This window comes from Pseudomonas capeferrum (assembly GCF_013523055.1).
Taxonomy (GTDB): Bacteria; Pseudomonadota; Gammaproteobacteria; order Pseudomonadales; family Pseudomonadaceae; genus Aquipseudomonas; species Aquipseudomonas capeferrum_A.
The window spans coordinates 34,761-53,786 of the sequence record NZ_JAAMQM010000014.1 but is presented as its reverse complement, the minus strand read 5'-3'; the positions used below and the strand labels follow the sequence as shown (position 1 = coordinate 53,786).

The following is a 19,026-nucleotide window of genomic DNA, read 5'->3' as shown; positions in this document are numbered from 1 at the left end:
ATGGCATGGCGGACGTAAAAAAGGTCGTACTGGCGTATTCCGGCGGCCTTGATACTTCGGTGATTCTCAAGTGGCTGCAGGATACCTACAACTGCGAAGTGGTGACCTTCACCGCTGATCTGGGTCAGGGCGAGGAGGTCGAGCCGGCCCGCGCCAAGGCACAGGCCCTGGGCGTGAAAGAAATCTACATCGACGATCTGCGCGAAGAGTTCGTGCGCGATTTCGTGTTCCCGATGTTCCGCGCCAACACCGTCTACGAAGGTGAGTACCTGCTCGGTACTTCCATCGCCCGCCCGTTGATTGCCAAGCGTCTGATCGAGATCGCCAACGAAACCGGCGCCGATGCCATTTCCCATGGCGCTACCGGCAAGGGCAACGATCAGGTGCGTTTCGAGCTCGGTGCCTATGCGCTCAAGCCAGGTGTCAAGGTCATCGCTCCATGGCGCGAGTGGGATCTGCTCTCGCGCGAGAAGCTGATGGACTATGCCGAGAAGCACGCTATCCCGATCGAGCGCCACGGCAAGAAGAAGTCGCCGTACTCGATGGATGCCAACCTGCTGCACATCTCCTACGAAGGCGGTGTCCTGGAAGATACCTGGACCGAGCACGAGGAAGACATGTGGCGCTGGAGCGTCTCGCCGGAAAACGCTCCGGACAAGGCCACCTACATCGAGCTGTCCTACCGCAACGGTGACATCACTGCCATCGACGGCGTCGAGATGTCCCCGGCTACCGTGCTGGCCACGCTCAACCGCATCGGCGGCGAGAATGGCATCGGTCGCCTGGATATCGTCGAGAACCGCTACGTCGGCATGAAGTCCCGGGGCTGCTACGAAACCCCGGGCGGCACCATCATGCTCAAGGGTCACCGCGCCATCGAATCGATCACCTTGGACCGCGAAGTCGCTCACCTGAAAGATGAGCTGATGCCCAAGTACGCCAGCCTGATCTACACCGGCTACTGGTGGAGCCCGGAGCGTCTGATGCTGCAGCAGATGATCGACGCTTCCCAGGCCAGCGTGAACGGTGTCGTCCGCCTGAAGCTGTACAAGGGCAATGTCATGGTCGTGGGCCGCAAGTCCGACGACTCGCTGTTCGACGCCAACATCGCGACCTTCGAGGAAGATGGCGGCGCCTATGATCAGGCCGACGCGGCGGGCTTCATCAAGCTCAATGCCCTGCGCATGCGCATCGCTGCCAACAAGGGCCGCTCCCTGCTCTGATCGGTAGTGACTGCGGAAAACCCCGGCCCGCTGCCGGGGTTTTTTTTGCGTGCCTGTCGCTCGGTTTCAGGGTGCGTCTGCCGAGTAGGACGAGGGACGTATCGCCAGGTGGATGCTGGTCCGAGTGTCCAGGTTATGAATGATCCAACGGCGCTCTCTGGCGGTGGGCGCGGCCGCTATTCGCAGGACATGGTTCTCGATCATCTTTCGGGTTTCAGGACCAGACAGCGCGATGATCATGACGCCCTCTCGTTCATTTTCCTCGATTTGCCTGGGCCGCATGGTGTTGCGATGTCCCTCGCGTTGCCCGGCGTTATGCTCCCGTTCCTCCACGGTAGAGTGCAGTGAGGCTGACGTCTGGCCGGGCGGTGGGTCGTGCTTGCTGCTGGTCAAGGGAGAATAGAGCGACTTGTAGTTGAAGTTCAGGGTAAGGAAAAAAAGAATCGTGAGGAAGAACGGAAAGCCGACCAGGAACCAGGTGTAGATAGTCTGGCTGTCCTCGCTCAGGAATGGCAGGGAGGCGAGGGCGGAAGCTTCGATGATGCCGGCGAAGATGGCGATGATCGTCAGTGGGCTTCGGGGTTCTACGTGGCTCATGGCGGCTGCCTGTCTGTGTGTTAGGCCGGATGTATCATGACTTGCCGACGCCTTGGAATCTGCGTTGTTTCGCATTGAGGAAGTGTTGCCCAAGAGATTCTTTCATTCAGGGTTCGGAATGGAATTATCCGTCAGTGCGCATCACCTTCAACCACTTTGAGCGTACGTGTCTCCAGTGCTAATTTTTCCATCTGGGCCGAACACAGGCCGTCTGTAGACAGAGGCTTAAAAAGCTCAGCTGTAGGAAATGTCTTCTACTTATGTGGGTTCCATCCTGGCGTGTGAGTGTTAAGGGAATCATCACGCCTCGGGACGTTGTAGTCGGTTATTGTGGCCCTTTAAAACTAGAACAACGACAGTTGGATATCGCATGAATAGAGTGCTGATCGTGGATGATCATCCTGTTATTCGTTTGGCCGTACGCATGCTGATGGAGCGGCATGGGTACGAGGTCATGGCAGAAACGGACAACGGAGTGGACGCTTTGCAACTGGCTCGGGAACATCTTCCTGATATCGTCATCCTTGACATCGGAATTCCAAAGCTCGATGGCCTGGAAGTGATCGCGCGACTGACTGGTATCAGCGCGAACACCAAGGTACTGGTCCTGACATCCCAGGCGCCGGGTCACTTTTCCATGCGTTGCATGCAGGCAGGCGCCGCGGGCTACGTGTGCAAGCAGCAGGAGCTTACCGAGCTGCTCAGTGCCATCAAGGCGGTTCTATCGGGATACAGCTATTTCCCCAATCAGGCGCTGCACAAGGCTCGTACCGTTCTCAATGGTGGCAGCGAGGCCGAGATGGTCGAGCGTCTGTCCGGCCGGGAGATGATGGTCCTGCAACAGCTTGCGCTTGGCAAAAGCAACAAGGAAATCGCCGATGGCATGTTTCTCAGCAACAAGACCGTCAGCACCTACAAGACTCGCCTTCTCGCCAAGCTCAATGCGCGTTCGCTGGTAGACCTCATCGAACTTGCCCAACGCCACGGATTGGTCTAGGCGAACACCGTCATCACCGAAATCTCGCCGATCAGTTCAACGTCATACTTGAGGGCCTGCTGGGATCCGATGCCAGCGTGTTGGCATCGGAAGTCTCGATAGCCGACTGTGCGCACGACGCCGACAGCCGTGCAGGCAGGGCTTCGATTAGAGGTCGAAGTCGTAGTCGTTCAATTGTCGTTGCAGGCGGCGTTCTTCGAGCAGGTTATCGATAGTGCGGCGTTTGCTCAGATTGGTCTTGGCGACCTCCACCTGAGGCTCCGCATCCTCGTCCGCACTGAAATCATCGTCTACTACCAAGTCTTCTTTATCGGTGCTCATGAGTCACTCCAAGCCAAGAGGGCCATTGGCCGTCCTTATAGCGAGAATCATGCATTCGGTAAAAAAGATTTTTTCAATCGAAACGATGCATCTGCCTTTACTGCATCAATCGTCGGAAGTTTTTGCCCGATACTCGCACAGATCCTCGATCCGACAACTGCCGCAACGAGGTCTGCGCGCCTGGCATACATAGCGGCCGTGGAGAATAAGCCAATGGTGGGCGTCCAGCAGGTAATCCTTCGGCACGAACTTGAGCAGCTTCTTTTCCACATCCAGCACGGTCTTGCCTGGGGCTATGCCCGTGCGGTTGCTGACTCGGAAAATATGCGTATCGACCGCCATGGTCAGTTGTCGAAAGGCGGTGTTGAGCACGACGTTGGCGGTCTTGCGGCCTACGCCCGGCAATGCTTCGAGGGCCTCACGGGACTGCGGTACCTGGCTGCCATGCAGTTCGATGAGCAATCGACAGGTTTCGATCACGTTCTTGGCCTTGCTGTTGTACAGGCCGATGGTCTTGATGTACTCGCTGAGCCCCTCGACCCCTAGCGCGTAGATCGCCTCGGGCGTATTGGCGACCGGGTAGAGGCGCGCGGTGGCCTTGTTGACCCCGACGTCGGTGGCCTGGGCCGAGAGAATCACGGCGATCAGCAGCTCGAAGGGCGTGGTATAGGCCAGCTCGGTCTTGGGTTCGGGATTGTCTTCATGCAGCCTGCGAAAGATCTCCAGGCGTTTGGCGGCGTTCATGAGTCGGAGCATTCCTAGAAGGCGTGACAGGCGAGACCCATCCGAGCCTCGGACGCCAGATCAGAAGGCGCCCCGCAGGCTGGATGAGTGATCCGGCGTGCGGGGAGAGGAGCCAGCCCCGTCATTGCCGACGAGGCTGAGACATTACTTGATGCGCTGGCCTGGCTTGGCACCGCTGTCCGGGCTGAGCAGGTAGATTTCCTCGCCGCCGGGGCCAGCCGCCATCACCATGCCTTCGGAAACGCCGAAACGCATTTTCCGTGGCTTGAGGTTGGCTACCATCATCGTCAGGCGACCTTCGAGCATGGACGGATCCGGATAGGCGGACTTGATGCCCGAGAAGACATTGCGCTGCTCGTCACCGATGTCCAGGGTGAGGCGCAGGAGCTTGTCGGCGCCTTCGACGGCTTCGGCCTTGAGGATCAGCGCAACACGCAGGTCCACGGCGGCAAAGGTATCGAACTCGATCTCCGCGGACAGAGGGTCCTTCGCCAGCTCGCCGTTACCTGCGGGCGCGGTTTCCTGGGCAGCGGCGAGATCTTCCTGGCTGGCGGTGACCATGGCTTCGACCTTGGCCGGTTCGATCCGGCTCATGAGTACCTTGAACGGGTTCAGTCGATGGTTTTCCAGGCGCGTCAGGTGGTCGTTCCAAGCCAGTGGCGCGACATTGAGAAACGCTTCGGCATCGGCGGCCAGCAGTGGCAAGACCGGCTTGAGGAAAATTACCAGCTGGCGGAAGAGATTGATGCCCTGGGCGCAGATAGCCTGGACTTCATCCTGCTTGCCTTCCTGCTTGGCTAGCGACCAGGGTGCTTTGTCGGCGATCCAGGCGTTGGCGCGGTCGGCCAGGGCCATGATCTCGCGCATGGCACGAGCGAAGTCGCGACCCTCGTAGGCATCGGCGATGGAAGGCGCGGCGGCCAGAAACGCTTGAGTCAGTTCCGGGGCGGCGTCACCGCCGACCAGCACGCCGTCATTGCCCTTGTGAATGAAGCCTGCGCAGCGGCTGGCGATGTTCACTACCTTGCCGACCAGGTCGGAGTTGACCTTCTGCACGAAGTCTTCGAGGTTCAGGTCCAGGTCGTCGACCCCGCGGCCCAGCTTGGCTGCATAGTAGTAACGCAGGTATTCCGGCGCCAGGTGATCGAGGTAGGTGCGGGCCTTGATGAAGGTACCGCGCGACTTGGACATCTTGGCGCCGTTGACGGTCAGGTAGCCGTGCACGTTGATGGCGGTCGGCTTGCGGTAGCCCGCGCCCTCCAGCATGGCTGGCCAGAACAAGGCATGGAAATTGACGATGTCCTTGCCGATGAAGTGGTACAGCTCGGTGGTGGAGTCCTTGTTCCAGAAGGCATCGAAATCCAGTTCCGGGCGGCGCTCGCAGAGGTTCTTGAAACTGGCCATGTAGCCGATGGGCGCATCGAGCCAGACGTAGAAGTACTTGCCTGGTTCATCCGGGATCTCGAAGCCGAAGTACGGCGCGTCGCGGGAGATGTCCCATTCCTGAAGGCCGGAATCCAGCCACTCGGCCAGCTTGTTGGCCACTGCGTCCTGGAGGGTGCCGCTACGGGTCCACTGCTGCAACATGGCCTGGAAGTCCGGCAGCTTGAAGAAGAAGTGCTTGGAGTCGCGCAGCACCGGCGTCGCGCCTGAAATGGCCGACTTGGGGTTCTTCAGCTCGGTCGGCGCGTAGGTGGCGCCGCATTTTTCGCAGTTGTCGCCGTACTGGTCATCGGCCGCACATTTGGGGCACGTGCCTTTGATGAAGCGATCCGCCAGGAACATGCCCTTCTCGGGGTCGAAGTACTGGGTCACGGAACGGTTGGCGATATGGCCGGCATCGCGCAGTTTCAGGTAGATCTGGCTGGCGAGCTCGCGGTTTTCTTCGGCATGGGTCGAATGGAAGTTGTCGAAGTCCACAAGAAAATCGGCAAAGTCGGTGCTGTGCTCAGTCTGGACATTGGCGATGAGCTGCTCCGGCGTGATGCCTTCCTTTTCGGCGCGCAGCATGATCGCCGAGCCGTGGGCATCGTCGGCGCAGACATAGATGCATTGGTTGCCGCGCAGTTTCTGGAAGCGCACCCACATGTCCGTCTGGATATACTCGAGCATGTGACCAAGGTGAATGGAACCATTGGCATAGGGCAGGGCGCTGGTGACGAGAATCTGACGTGGCTCGGACATGGTGGCTCGGCTACTTATCGCTACATGGGTGAAGAAAGGTGATCGGCCACTATAAAGCGCCAGCAAATATATTTCACCCCATGCGCGCGTCAGGGGATGGCTGACGGGTTAGCATAGGCTCCGTTTTGTCTCAGTATGTCAATGGGAGTGTCCATGAGTGCCGTTACGCGTGCCGCCATCGAAGCTGTCCTTCGCCAGTACACCGACCCCTACCTGAACCAGGACCCGGTCAGCGCTGGTTGTGTACAGGCCATCGATATCCAGGCCGGACAAGTCACCGTGCGCCTGCGACTGGGTTATGCCGCGGGACTGTTCAAGAACGGCTGGGCTCAGGTGCTGCAGACAGCCATCGAAGGCATCGACGGCGTCACTGCCGCGACGGTAGCCATCGAGTGCGTGATCGCGGCGCACAAGGCTCAAGCCCAGGTGCCGGGCATGGCCAACGTGAAGAACATCATTGCCGTGGCGTCGGGCAAGGGCGGCGTCGGCAAGTCGACCACAGCGGCCAACCTGGCGTTGGCCCTGGCCCGTGAAGGCGCGCGCGTGGGAATTCTCGACGCCGATATCTACGGGCCCAGCCAAGGCGTGATGTTCGGCATCCCTGAAGGTACTCGTCCACAGGTGCGCGAGCAGAAATGGTTCGTGCCGCTCAAGGCCCATGGGGTTGAAGTGATGTCCATGGCCTTCCTGACCGATGACAACACACCCATGGTCTGGCGTGGGCCAATGGTTTCCGGAGCGCTGCTGCAGTTGGTGACGCAGACTGCCTGGGACGACCTGGATTACCTGGTGATCGACATGCCGCCCGGAACCGGTGACATACAGCTGACCCTGGCGCAGAAGGTGCCCGTGGTCGGTTCGGTGATCGTCACCACACCCCAGGACCTGGCCTTGCTGGACGCGAGAAAAGGCGTGGAGATGTTCCGCAAGGTCAATATTCCGGTGCTGGGCGTCGTGGAAAACATGGCCGTGCACATCTGCTCGAACTGTGGTCACGCCGAGCATCTGTTCGGTGAGGGCGGTGGCGAGAAGTTGGCCACGCAGTACGGCGTAGAGGTGCTCGCTTCACTGCCTCTATCGATGTCGATCCGCGAGCAGGCCGACAGCGGCAAGCCGACCGCCATCGCCGAGCCTGAAAGCCAGATCGCGATGGTCTATCAGGAGCTTGCTCGCCAGGTAGGCGCGCGTATCGTTCTGCAAGCCGCTGCCGCGCCGGCAATGCCGAGTATCACCATCAGCGAAGACTGAAGCGACCGTGGACCGCAGGTGAATGCCTGCGGTGCCTGTGCCGCAGGCTCATGGCACAGGCACAAAAAACCCGCCATCAGGCGGGTTTCTTGTGAAGCGTGAAGACAGCCAGGCTTAGCCCAGTTGTACTTCTTCAGCCTGCATGCCTTTCTGGCCGCGGGTAGCGACGAAAGTAACAGCCTGGCCTTCTTTCAGGGTTTTGAAGCCGTCAGCCTGGATAGCCTTGAAGTGCACGAACAGGTCGTCACCCGATTGAGGGGTGATGAAGCCGTAGCCTTTCTCATCGTTGAACCACTTGACGGTGCCGTTTTGGCGATTGGACATGGTATGTCTCCTTGGACAAAGTTGATTACGGCACGGGAAAAACCCCAGCCGGGACTGAGTGCAAAGAGTAGGAAAATTCAGCGATGGGCCGATCAGGATCGTGCATCAAACTAGAGATTCTCGGTGTCACGTGCAGCACAGTGGCGTCACCTTACCCCACTTTCCCGTACCTGCCAATGCCCAGAATGCGCTTTGCCGCAAATCGGATCGACGGCGGTCCCAGGCCTTGTCCGGCGCGGATTGCAGCTTACCTGAAGGATGAAACTTTGCCGCTGGCTCCGGGACCGGTAAGATGCGGCTCTGTTTATTTCACCTCGTACTCTCAGGACACCCGCCATGAGCATCAAATCGGACAAGTGGATTCGCCGCATGGCGCAGGAACACGGCATGATCGAACCCTTCGTCGAGCGTCAGGTGCGCGGCGAGCAGGACAGCCGGGTGATTTCCTTCGGCGTGTCCAGCTATGGCTATGACGTACGCTGCGCGGACGAATTCAAGGTGTTCACCAACATCAATTCGGCGACCGTCGATCCGAAGAACTTCGATGCCGGCAGTTTCGTCGATGTCAAGAGCGATGTCTGCATCATTCCCCCGAACTCGTTCGCCCTCGCTCGCACCGTCGAGTACTTCCGCATTCCGCGCAATGTGCTGACCATTTGCCTGGGCAAGAGCACCTATGCTCGTTGCGGCATCATCGTCAACGTGACGCCGCTCGAACCCGAGTGGGAGGGCCACGTGACGCTCGAGTTCTCCAACACGACCACCCTGCCGGCCAAGATCTACGCCAATGAAGGCGTGGCGCAGATGCTTTTCCTCGAGTCCGATGAAGAGTGCGAAGTCTCGTACAAGGACCGCGGCGGCAAGTACCAGGGTCAGCGTGGCGTGACCTTGCCGCGTACCTGAGACGACGAAGCGCGGGAATTACTTTCGCCAAAAGCACTCCAAGAATTAGAACAGTACCGGCGCGCATGACGCGTGCCGGCTCCAGTCAGGAGCAGCTTATGAAAATCGATCCCGCAATCAATGCCAAGCTGGCCGTGCTGCAACCCAACCAGATCGGGCTTCTGGCCTGGTCGCTGTTGGCGCATCCGCAAGTGCCCATGCAGGCGGGCGGTGTGCCCGGCCAGCCCGATCCCGATACCCCGCAACCGACGGAGCCCGGCGAGCCGACCTTGCCCGACGAGCCACCACCCGCTCCGGTCGCCTGATCACAGCCGAACCGGCCAGACACTTTCTGCGCCGGTTACGAACAGCCGTGCTCCCGGTTCAGGGGTCACGGCCCAGCCACCTGTGAACTCGCCAAAGGCGGGTAGCAGGCTCACCTTTCCATCGACCAGAAAACACGGCAGGCGCAGGCGCTGACGCGCCTTGCCGCGCAAGGTGAAGACCGGATGCACATGCCCGGCGATCACCGCGTGGGTCGGATGAGGCGTAGGTTCGTGTTGCAGGGCGAACGGTCCTACGAGCCAGGGTTCGTCCACGACGTCGATCATCAGCTCCGCGGGCGGGTCCCCCGCATGGAGGTCATGGTTACCGCGGATCAGGTGGATACGCAGTGCACGGTGGTGCTCTCGCCACGCCTTGAGTCGAGCCAGGGTCGCCGGTGCGCGGCCGGTGCGCGCATGCAGGAAATCACCCAGCACGATCAGTTGATCGCATGGGTAGGCAGCGATCAGGCTGTCGAGACGCGCCAGGGTAACCGCAGTGGTCCCTCTGGGAACCGGCTGATGCAGAGCGCGATAGCTGGCGGCCTTGCCGATGTGCACGTCAGCGACCAGCAAGGCGCGGCGAGCTGGCCAGTAGACAGCTCTGTCGGCCAGCAACCACAGGGTCTCGCCACAGTGTTCGATCGGCAGTGCGCCATTCATCTCATCGGCCACGGGTCGCTGCCTTTTCCAGGTCGGCCACCATCCTCGCGATACGATCCGCCAGTTTTTCCGTCGTCAGGGTTTCTCGCATGCCTTCCACCAATAATGCAAAAGCCAAAGGACCCGGGCGACGCAATACGTGCAGGTCCAATCGTAGATCCGCCATCTTCGACAGATGCCGATACAAGCGATCGATTTCAAGCTCCTCGCGCAGCACTTCGTCCCGGGCTTGCCCGAGCAACAGGTTGTCGGCGTCGTGTTTGCGAAAGACTTCATAGAAAAGACCGCTCGAAGCCTGGATCTGGCGCATGCTTTTCTGCGCGGCGGGATAGCCACCGAATACCAGACCTGAAATCTGCGCGATCTCGCGAAAGCGCCTGAGGGCCATCTCGCCGGCGTTGAGGCTGGCCAGCACATCTTCCAGCAGGTCGTCGGCCGACAGCGCCTCGGGCAGGTAGGTTGCCCAGTCCACGTCGCTCGGGCTGAGCAGTTCGAATCCATAATCGTTGACGGCAATGGACACGCTGATCGGTCGTTCGCGACTCACCCGCCAGGCCAGCAGATTGGCCAATCCCAGATTGGCCATTCTCCCGGCGAAAGGATAAAGGAACAGGTGCGAGCCTTGGCGCGAGACGAAGGTTTCGGCCAGCAGCGTGTGCCGCGTGGGTAGGGCCGACCAGGCGGCCTGCAGCTCCAGCAGCGAACGCGCGGCACGCATCTCCGGCCCTTCGAAACGGCCGTGCGCGGCGTCATCGAGCTGAGTCACCAGCGCATCGGCCAGCTCGCTGGAAAGTGGCATGCGTCCACCGTTCCAGCGGGCTACCGCGGCCTTGCGCGATGTGCTGCGGCGTACATAGGCCGTCATGTTCTCGACCCGCACCAGCTCCAGTACCCGTCCGGCGAACACCAGCGTATCACCGGGCCGAAGTCGAGAAATGAAGGCTTCTTCGACGCTGCCGAGGCTCTTGCCACCGCCGCCCTTGCTCCAATACTTGAGCTGAATGCTGGCATCGCTGACGATCGTGCCGATGCCCATGCGATGGCGCCGAGCCAATCGTTCGTTGGCCACGCGCCAGACCCCGTCGGGATGTTCGTCTACCCGCTGGTAGTCGGGATAGGCGGTAAGCGAGGTGCCGCCATGGCGCACGAATGCCAGGGCCCATTGCCACTGACTGTCGCGCAGGTCGCGGAAGGCCCAGGTGCTGCGCACCTCGGCGAGCAGTTCGGCGGGTCGGAAACCGCTGCCCAGGGCCATGCTCACCAAGTGTTGAACCAGCACATCCAGACACAGCTGCGGCGAACGACGCGCTTCGATCTGACCTGCTTGCAGGGCATGCCGAGCGGCTGCCGCTTCCACCAGCTCCAGGCTATGGGTCGGCACCAGGGTAACGCGAGACGCGCGCCCCGGCGCATGGCCGGAACGTCCGGCGCGCTGCAGCAGGCGAGCGATGCCCTTTGCCGAGCCGATTTGCAGCACCCGTTCCACCGGCAGGAAGTCCACGCCCAGGTCGAGGCTGGACGTGCAGATGACCGATTTGAGCGCGCCCTCCTTCAGGCTGCGCTCGACCCAGTCGCGGGTATGGCGGGCGAGCGAAGCGTGGTGCAGGGCAATCAGCCCCGCCCAGTCCGGGCGGGCATCCAGAAGGGCCTGGTACCAGAGTTCCGCCTGCGCACGGGTGTTGGTGAACACCAGGCTGCTGCGGCTGGCATCGATCTCGTCACGGACTTGGTCAAGCATCTTCAGTCCCATGTGACCGGCCCACGGAAACCGCTCGATCTGCGCCGGGAGCAGGGTGTCGACGAGAATCTGCTTGTCCTGGCGTCCCTTGACCTGCAGCCCGCCCTCGGGCAGCAAGACGTTGAGCGCATGTTCCAGATTGCCCAGCGTGGCCGACAGCCCCCAGACGATCAGCCCGGGATGCCAGCGCCGCAGCCGTGCCAAGGCCAATTGCAGTTGCACGCCGCGCTTGTTGCCCAACAGTTCATGCCATTCGTCCACCACGACCATGCGCAGCTCTGCGAAGTCCTGCGCGGCGTTCTCGCGAGTCAGCAGCAGGGTCAGACTCTCCGGCGTGGTGATCAAGGTGCTGGGCAGGCGTCTGGCCTGACGGGCCCGTTCGGCACTGCCGGTGTCGCCGCTACGAACGCCGACGCTCCAGCCCAGGGCCAACTCGTCGAGCGGGGCTTGCAAGGCACGGGCGGTGTCGGCGGCCAGCGCACGCATGGGGGTGATCCATAGCACCTGCAGCGGGGCCATCGGTGGCGCGCGCTTGGAGGTCACGGGCGGGAGCGGACGGGCGAACGCGCGCAGGGCTGCCAGCCATACGGCGTAGGTCTTGCCTGCCCCGGTGCTGGCATGCAGCAGGCCCGATTCTCCCCGCCCGACAGCGGCCCATACGCGCCGCTGGAAGGCGAAAGGTGCCCAACCGCGAGCGGCGAACCAGGAACTGGCGAGGTCGGAGGGTGGTGGCATGCGACGACCGTTAGTCTACGAAGCGTGCTTCTCAGACCGTCGATCGCCGCTATTGGTTTTACCGAATCACGCCCCGAGCAGGTAACCGCTGCGACAGACCTGCTCGCCCGCGATATGAGCGACCACCATGCCAGCCGTGGCCATGCGCCTCAATGTACGGGCATAGAGCAGACCTGCCTGGGCGTTGCGCAGGGGAATGACCCGGTCGGTCAGTGGGTCGATCACTTCGGCGATCAACTGCCCGGCTTCCAGGTACTGCCCTGGCTTGGCATGAAACACCAGCAGCCCGCCCAACGGTGCAGACACCAGTTCCACGGCGGCCAGCGGCGTGGCGGGATATGTCAGAGCCGGAAGTGGAGTGAGCTCTCCCTCGATCACGTCGGCTCGCGTCAGGAAGTCGAGGATCGCCTGGCAGTCCTGTCGCGCCAACTCATGGCTGACGTCCGCCTGGCCACGCAGCTCGACAGTCACCGAAAAGCTGCCAAGCGGAATCGGGAAGCGCTTGCCGAAGCGTTGCTGCAGTTGCCACCAGACCAGTGTGAAGGACTCGTCGAACGACTGACCGCCCGAATCGGTGGCCAGCAGGCTGGCCTGCGCGCCCAGGTAACGGGCCAGGGGCTCGACCTGAGGCCAGGCTTCCGGCGTGGTATAGAGATGCTCGACGGCCTCGAAATCGCAGTGCAGGTCCAGCACCATGTCGGCATCGCAGGCCAGGCGTTGCAGAACGCGGCGTTGCGACTGCAATGGCGTGTGCACGGGATGGGCATCCAGGGCGCGGCGCAGGGATGCACGGATCAGCTCGACGTTGTGCAGCGGGTCCTGGGTCAGATGGGCTTCGACCTGATCGCCGATGCAATCCGACAGGTCGACGAAGTTGCGATTGAAGTTTTCGCCGCTCTGCAATTCGAAACGGCCCAGCGGCGCATCCAGCAACACCTGCTCCAGGCCAACGGGATTGGCGATGGGAACCAGGATGATTTCACGGCGCAGGCGGCCTTGGCTTTCAAGCGCGAGCAACTGCTGCTTGAGGTGCCATGCGACCAGCATTCCAGGCAGTTCGTCGGCATGCAGGGAAGCCTGGATATAGACCTTGGCGCCACCTCGAGGACCAAAGTGAAAGCTATGGATCTGGCGGGCGATGCCCGGAACGGGGGCAAGGAGGTCATGGGTCGAGTGGTGCATGCTGGTCCTGGTTGGCCTGGCGGCGCCTGTCTTCGGCTTGAGGGCACAATGATACAAGCATAATTTTGCCGATCATGCAGCCCTGCACGATAAGGTCGACAGGGCGTCAGGCCAGGAGTGCTTGCAGGGTGCCCAGGTCATCCGCCTCTTCCACGGGCTTGTCGTCGCGCCAGCGCAGCATGCGCGGGAAGCGTACGGCAATACCGCTCTTGTGCCGTTTCGACAAGGCGATGCCTTCGAAACCGAGCTCGAACACCAAGGTCGGAGTGACGCTGCGCACTGGGCCGAAGGTCTCCACCGTGGTCTTGCGGATAATGGTGTCCACCTTGCGCATCTCGGCATCGCTCAGTCCTGAATAAGCCTTGGCGAAGGGAACCAGGGTACGTTGCGGCGTACCGGGTGGGCTGTCCCAGACCGCGAAGGTGTAGTCGCTGTAGAGGCTGGCGCGGCGGCCATGCCCACGCTGGGCATAGATGAGTACGGCATCGACACTGAAGGGGTCGATCTTCCATTTCCACCACAGCCCCATGTCCTTGGTCCGGCCCACGCCATAGAGCGCGTCGCGTGCCTTGAGCATCATGCCTTCGACGCCCAGGCTGCGAGAGGCCTCGCGTTGACGGGCCAGATCCTCCCAGCTGTCTCCCTCGACCAGCGGCGATAACAGCACCGGCGTCAGCGGATACGCCTCCAGCACCTGCTCCAGTTGTCGGCGTCGCTCGTGTTGCGGGCGGCTGCGCCAGTCCTCGCCTTGCCATTCGAGCAGGTCGTATGCCTGCAGTACGACGGGCGCATCCGCCAGCAGCTTCTTGCCCAAGGTCTTGCGCCCGATGCGTTGCTGCAGCAGGGCGAAGGGCTGCACGGCAAGGGCATCGGCAGCGGCATCGGTCTTCCAGACCAGGATCTCGCCATCAAGCACGACCCCGTCAGGCAGCGTATTTGCAAGGCTGTGCAATTCGGGGAAACGGTCGGTCACCAGTTCCTCGCCACGAGACCAGATCCACAGCTGCCCATCGCGCTTGACCACTTGAGCGCGAATGCCATCCCACTTCCATTCCACTTGCCATTTACTGGGCGAGCCGAGCAGGGCGTCGAACTGTTCGGTCGGGGCCTGCAGGGCGTGAGCGAGAAAGAAGGGATAAGGCTGGCCGCCGCGCTGGGCATGCTCGTCGGCGGACTCGGCAGCGATCAGTTTGAGGTAACTGGCGGCTGTGGGGCGGTGGCTGAGATCGGTATAGCCAACCAAGCGCTGAGCCACCCGCTTGGCATCCAGGTCACACATCAGGGCCAGTGCGCGGGTCACCAGAAGCTTGGATACCCCGACACGGAAGCTGCCGGTGATCAGCTTGAGGCAGAGCATCAGGCTTTGTCGATCCAGCTGTGCCCAGAGCTCCGGCAGGCGCTGCTGCACCATCTCCGGCGCCTGTCCACGCAAGGGCAGCAGATACGCCTCGACCCACTGCGCCAACCCTTCGTCGGTAGCATGGCTGGACTCGGGAAGGAGCAGCGACACGGTCTCGGCCAGATCGCCGACGGATTGATAGCTTTCCTCGAACAGCCACTCCGGCAGGCCAGACAAGGCGATGGCCAGCTCGCGCAGCATACGCGTAGGTACCAATTGCCGAGGACGACCGCCCGCCAGGAAATACACCGCCCAAGCGGCGTCCTCGGCGGGTGCCTGGCTGAAATAGGCCTGCAAGGCGGCCAGCTTGGCATTGCTCGATGTGGTGGCATCCAGGCGCATGTAAAGATCGGCGAATGCCCTCATGATTCCACCTCGGCTGGGGCATCGTCCTCATCGCCGTACTCCGTGACGAAGGAGCGTGCATCCAGCCCCTGTTCATTGAGGTAGCGGACCAGGACATTGACCGAACCATGGGTGACCATGACTCGCTCGGCGCCGGTCTGGGCGATGGCCCAGAGCAACCCTGACCAATCGGCGTGATCCGAGAGGACGAAGCCCCGGTCCACGCCCCGCCGGCGACGCGTACCCCGCAGGCGCATCCATCCACTGGCAAAGGCGTCGCTGTAATCGCCGAAGCGACGCATCCAGCTGCTGCCACCTGCCGACGGCGGTGCAAGGATGAGCGCTTCGCGTAGCAGTGGATCGTTGCGCGGCACTTCGCCTGCATAGCGCGTTTCGGGCAGGCGCACGCCAGCTTCGCGATAGACCCGGTTCAACGGCTCCACTGCCCCGTGTACCAGAATCGGCCCGATGCTCTCATCCAGGCCATGCAGGATGCGCTGGGCCTTGCCGAAGGAATAGCAGAACAGCACGCTGGCCTTGCCCTGTTCACGATTGCCGCGCCACCACTCGTTGACCTCGGCAAAGATCTCGGCCTGGGGTGCCCAGCGGTAGATAGGCAGGCCGAAGGTCGATTCGGTGATGAAGGTATGGCAGCGTACCGGCTCGAACGGCTCGCACGTGCCGTCGGGTTCGACCTTGTAGTCCCCCGAGGCGACCCAGACCTCGCCTTGGTACTCCAGCCGCACCTGGGCCGAACCGAGCACATGGCCGGCGGGGTGCAAGCTCAAGGTCACGCCTTGGTGCACGAGGCGCTCGCCGTAGGGCAAGGTCTGCAGATTGATATCCTGGCCCAGTCGACTGCGCAGGATGCCCGCGCCCGGTGCTGCCGTCAGGTAGTGACCGTTGCCGGTGCGTGCGTGGTCGCCATGACCGTGCGTGATGACCGAGCGCTCTACCGGCCGCCACGGATCGATGTAGAAGTCTCCGGGCGGACAGTACAAGCCTTCGGGGCGAGCAATGACAAGATCCATGGTATGGGCGCTGGCAGGGAGTTACCCCTTAGGAACGCGCCCGCGAAGGGGAAGTTCGAAGCGAAATGCCAGCGGATCGACGAAGGCGCCCGTGACGCCTCGATGCCGCGGCAAGCGAGGGCGGTGGTGAGGGCCGTCGCTCCTGGTAGAGCGGCGAGCCTGCCGGCAGTGCATCGTCCTGGACCGATAGCGGCGCAGATGAGGGTGACACAGGCGCGCGTCCATGCGCTCATCGGTGCGCGCTACTTGGAGGGGACCAGAGTCATCCGTTGGTTGCCATAGGCGCGGACGAAATTCTGCGGCTGCATCGGCAGGGTCATGAAGCGAGCCTTGAACCAGGCGTCCAGGCCATCGCTGTAATGAGGGCTGGCCGAGTTGCCGGACTGCCCGTTGCTGGTCAGCACCTGCAAGGGCTCCGCCTGGCCGAAGTCCACCACCAGGCGTGCCGAAGGCGGCAGGCTCGTATCGAAATTGCTGCCCCAGGCGTAAGGCGTCAGCGCCAGAGTGGCGAAGTCGCCGCCGGCGGCCATGGGGGCACGGGTGATGGCATCGCCCAGGCCTTGCAGCCCCGGCGTCGGCCAGTGGTACTGGTGGAGTTGCCCCCATTGCCAGGCGCGACGGTCCGGACCCAGTCGGGCGATACCGCTGTCTACCGCGGCCGCAAGGCTACGCGCCAGAATCGCGGGTTTGTCTTCCTTCTGCGCGGTGCTGCGGTCATCCCAGAACGGGCTGTCCTCGCGACCCAGCAGATGGTCGGCCTGGGCCGAGTAGGACAGTCTGGCGTTGCCGACGAACGCCTGCCAGGTCGGGCTCGACTCGGGGCCCAGTTCGTCGAGGAAGGTCTGGCGCGCCACTTCCTGAAGAAACAGGGCGTACAGCGCTGCATCCGCCGATACCGGGCTCATGCGACCGTCGAACGCCTTGAGCCGGGCCAGCGCCTCGTTGGCCTTGCCGCGCTGCTCGGCGGGCAAGGCGTCGATCGCCTGCTTGAGCGACTGGGCCATGCCCGGCGCCTCGAACATCTGTTTCAGCTTGTCGGCCAACAGGGTGACCTGGTCGTTCTGCAGGGCCATCAGGCTGCGACTGTCGTGGCGACCATTGCCGGCCAACTGAGCCAGGCGCTCGGCCCGTTCCGGGTAGTACCAGGTATTGGACAGCTGCATGCCGTAGCCACGGGGTAGGCTGCGCTGGTTGGCATGGCCAAGCCAGCCTGCAGGCGGATCCTGGTCATAGGGGTGCAGCATCGGATCGGCAAAACCGTCCCAGTCATAGCGGCCCTCCCAGCCTGGCGAGGGTAGCAGGCCCTGACCTTCTCGACGGTTGGGGTAGCGTCCACTGACCTGCCAGCCTATGTGGCCTGGGTCGGCAAACACGAAATTGAGAGCGGCGGCGCCGATTTCCCGGGTGCTGTCGAAGGCCCGCTCCAAAGTGCCAGCGCGGGTAAGGTCGAACAGCGCGTCAAGGCTCTTGTCGTCCTTGAGCCGGGGCAGATGCAAGGCAAGCCCGAGGCCCGATCCGTCGACCTGGCCCAGCAAGGTCCCGTGTCGAGTGTCGTACATCACTTCGCGCAGCGGACGTTGGCCGCGTACGAAGAAGGTTTCGCTGCGCCCGCGGGCCGGCTGCCATTTGCCATCGGCCAGGTAGGTCAACTGGCTGCCCTGGCGACGCAACTGTTCCAGGTACAGGTCCTGGTCATCGGCCATGACCGCGCTGCTGCTCCAGGCCAGCTTGCCGTTATAGCCGGCGAGTACGATCGGCAGGCCAGGCAACGAGAGGCCCGCCACCTGATACTTGCCGGTATGAATCTGGACCGGGCTCAAGGCCCAGGCAGCGCGTGTATCGCTGGCGAGCAGGCTCTTGCCGCTGCGACTGCGTAGCGGGGACAGTGCCAGGTTGGCCGAACCCGGCGTGCCGAGCAGGTGCAGATCGGCCAGTCGCTGGCTGACCGCGACCAGCGGGGCGAGTCCGGGCAGTTGTCGAGACAGGTCCAGGCCCTTGAGCTTGTCGAGTTCAGCCTCGGCCAGCGGTTCGTCCGGCGCGCCCGGCAGCAGCCAGGCCAGTTTGTCGCTGCCGATCTTCTGTGCCAACGCCAGGGCCGCGAGCTCTTCCTGCAGGTTGACCGACTGGTTGAACGCATAAAGGCTGAAGATCAGCGCGCAGTCTTCGGGTTTCCAGTATTCGGGGCGGTAGCCGCTGCGTGCCAGCTCGCCGGGCAACTTGTCGCGGTAGCGGAACAGGTAGGCGTTGACGCCTCGGGCATAGACATCGAAGAAACGCTTGAGGCGAGGCGAGGCGTCGGCATACAGCTGGCCTGCCTGCTGTTTGAGATTGGCTGCGCGCATCAGCCGATCGACCTCTAGCACATCCGGGCCGACCAGCTCGGCCAGGCGACCCTGAGCCAGCAGGCGCATGGTCAGCATCTGCTCGATACGATCGCCTGCATGCACGTAACCCAGGCTGAACAGCGCATCGTGGAAACTGCTGCTTTCGATCAACGGGGCGCCCATGGCACTGCGGCGCACCGAGACATTCTGCGCGAGACCCTTGAGCGGCTGCACGCCGGTGCTTGGCGATAGATTGTCGACCTGGCCTCCCACTTGGCAGCCGCCAAGGCCCAGCAGGCCGAGCAGCGCGGCGGCGGTACCGAAACGTGGACGAACGGAAACGAGAGCGGGGGCAGCCATGACAAGGTTCCTGCAAGACGAGGCGGGATCGTGAAAGGCGCTACGTTAGTGAGGGCGACCGTCGCTTGCAAGGCAGCTTGCGGCTTTATTTGGCTGTTGGTCGGATTGGGGGTATCGGGTTGGTAACTGCATGAGGGCTGCTAGGCGCATGTCGTTGGATTTTTAGCGCTCTTGAGATCGAGCGCCGCCCGCGCGGCGCTTCGCGAGTAAATCGCATCGGCGAACCGCCGCTCCCACATTTGTTGCACCGTGCCATGGCCTGATAGACCGAGGTCTTAGCCTTTGTTTGTATGGCAAGGATAATGAGGTGCCAACAACAGCCTTGATGCAGTCTTCAGCCATGCACCAAGGCTGACAACCCCAATCTCACAGGCCATGGCACGGTGCAACAAATGTGGGAGCGGCG

The 19,026-nt window shown here is 62.2% G+C and carries 16 protein-coding genes; 5 read left to right on the top strand and 11 right to left on the bottom strand.

The annotated features are described in order from the left end of the window. The first annotated feature begins 5 nt into the window (after positions 1 to 5). Positions 6 to 1,223: an argininosuccinate synthase gene (locus G7009_RS16695; RefSeq protein WP_181131163.1), complete on the top strand. Its 1,218-nt coding sequence runs from the start codon at positions 6 to 8 to the stop codon at positions 1,221 to 1,223. Between the two features lie 66 nt (positions 1,224 to 1,289). On the opposite strand, the gene G7009_RS16690 is transcribed toward G7009_RS16695, so the two are convergent. Beyond that, positions 1,290 to 1,820 (bottom strand): hypothetical protein, encoded by a 531-nt coding sequence (locus tag G7009_RS16690; RefSeq protein ID WP_181131162.1) that lies wholly within the window; start codon positions 1,818 to 1,820, stop codon positions 1,290 to 1,292. A gap of 370 nt (positions 1,821 to 2,190) precedes the next feature. Here G7009_RS16690 and G7009_RS16685 point away from each other — a divergent pair, with 370 nt between their 5' ends. After that, on the top strand, positions 2,191 to 2,817 hold the full coding sequence (locus tag G7009_RS16685) for a response regulator transcription factor (RefSeq protein ID WP_181131161.1): 627 nt from the start codon (positions 2,191 to 2,193) through the stop codon (positions 2,815 to 2,817). Between the two features lie 147 nt (positions 2,818 to 2,964). Here the strand turns inward: G7009_RS16685 and G7009_RS16680 are convergent, their stop codons facing one another. The 3 genes from G7009_RS16680 to metG form a co-directional block, all read right to left on the bottom strand. Beyond that, the gene (locus G7009_RS16680; RefSeq protein ID WP_181131160.1) at positions 2,965 to 3,138 is read right to left on the bottom strand and encodes a PA3496 family putative envelope integrity protein; all 174 of its coding nucleotides are present in this window, start codon (positions 3,136 to 3,138) and stop codon (positions 2,965 to 2,967) included. A gap of 105 nt (positions 3,139 to 3,243) precedes the next feature. Beyond that, the gene (gene nth / locus G7009_RS16675; protein ID WP_181131159.1) at positions 3,244 to 3,882 is read right to left on the bottom strand and encodes an endonuclease III; all 639 of its coding nucleotides are present in this window, start codon (positions 3,880 to 3,882) and stop codon (positions 3,244 to 3,246) included. A 144-nt stretch (positions 3,883 to 4,026) separates the two neighbouring features. After that, positions 4,027 to 6,066, bottom strand: a complete 2,040-nt coding sequence (metG, locus tag G7009_RS16670; protein WP_181131158.1) for a methionine--tRNA ligase — start codon at positions 6,064 to 6,066, stop codon at positions 4,027 to 4,029. 153 nt (positions 6,067 to 6,219) lie between these two features. Between metG and apbC the strand changes: the two genes are divergently transcribed. Beyond that, positions 6,220 to 7,314, top strand: coding sequence for an iron-sulfur cluster carrier protein ApbC (gene apbC / locus G7009_RS16665; protein ID WP_181131157.1), 1,095 nt, complete (start codon positions 6,220 to 6,222; stop codon positions 7,312 to 7,314). A 114-nt stretch (positions 7,315 to 7,428) separates the two neighbouring features. Here the strand turns inward: apbC and G7009_RS16660 are convergent, their stop codons facing one another. After that, the gene (locus tag G7009_RS16660; RefSeq protein WP_101321828.1) at positions 7,429 to 7,638 is read right to left on the bottom strand and encodes a cold-shock protein; all 210 of its coding nucleotides are present in this window, start codon (positions 7,636 to 7,638) and stop codon (positions 7,429 to 7,431) included. Positions 7,639 to 7,974: 336 nt separating this feature from the next. Between G7009_RS16660 and dcd the strand changes: the two genes are divergently transcribed. Together dcd and G7009_RS16650 are read left to right on the top strand one after the other, a co-directional pair. Continuing rightward, positions 7,975 to 8,541, top strand: a complete 567-nt coding sequence (gene dcd, locus G7009_RS16655; protein ID WP_008096785.1) for a dCTP deaminase — start codon at positions 7,975 to 7,977, stop codon at positions 8,539 to 8,541. 98 nt (positions 8,542 to 8,639) lie between these two features. Continuing rightward, positions 8,640 to 8,846, top strand: coding sequence for a hypothetical protein (locus G7009_RS16650; protein WP_181131156.1), 207 nt, complete (start codon positions 8,640 to 8,642; stop codon positions 8,844 to 8,846). Here the strand turns inward: G7009_RS16650 and pdeM are convergent, their stop codons facing one another. The 6 genes from pdeM to G7009_RS16620 all read right to left on the bottom strand — a co-directional run bounded on the left by pdeM (position 8,847) and on the right by G7009_RS16620 (position 18,620). After that, a complete protein-coding gene (pdeM, locus tag G7009_RS16645; RefSeq protein ID WP_181131267.1) occupies positions 8,847 to 9,506 on the bottom strand; it encodes a ligase-associated DNA damage response endonuclease PdeM in 660 nt (219 codons plus the stop codon). 1 nt (position 9,507) lies between these two features. Then, on the bottom strand, positions 9,508 to 11,979 hold the full coding sequence (locus tag G7009_RS16640; protein ID WP_181131155.1) for a ligase-associated DNA damage response DEXH box helicase: 2,472 nt from the start codon (positions 11,977 to 11,979) through the stop codon (positions 9,508 to 9,510). Positions 11,980 to 12,045: 66 nt separating this feature from the next. Beyond that, complete coding sequence (locus tag G7009_RS16635; RefSeq protein WP_181131154.1) at positions 12,046 to 13,161, bottom strand: succinylglutamate desuccinylase/aspartoacylase family protein; 1,116 nt, start codon at positions 13,159 to 13,161, stop codon at positions 12,046 to 12,048. A 106-nt stretch (positions 13,162 to 13,267) separates the two neighbouring features. After that, the gene (locus tag G7009_RS16630) at positions 13,268 to 14,926 is read right to left on the bottom strand and encodes an ATP-dependent DNA ligase (protein ID WP_181131153.1); all 1,659 of its coding nucleotides are present in this window, start codon (positions 14,924 to 14,926) and stop codon (positions 13,268 to 13,270) included. Next, entirely contained in the window at positions 14,923 to 15,936 is a 1,014-nt protein-coding gene (locus G7009_RS16625; protein ID WP_181131152.1) for a ligase-associated DNA damage response exonuclease, read from the bottom strand. Before G7009_RS16625 ends, G7009_RS16630 begins: the two co-directional genes overlap by 4 nt. 242 nt (positions 15,937 to 16,178) lie before the next feature. Next, positions 16,179 to 18,620, bottom strand: a complete 2,442-nt coding sequence (locus tag G7009_RS16620) for a penicillin acylase family protein (RefSeq protein ID WP_181131151.1) — start codon at positions 18,618 to 18,620, stop codon at positions 16,179 to 16,181. Between the last annotated feature and the right edge of the window lie 406 nt (positions 18,621 to 19,026).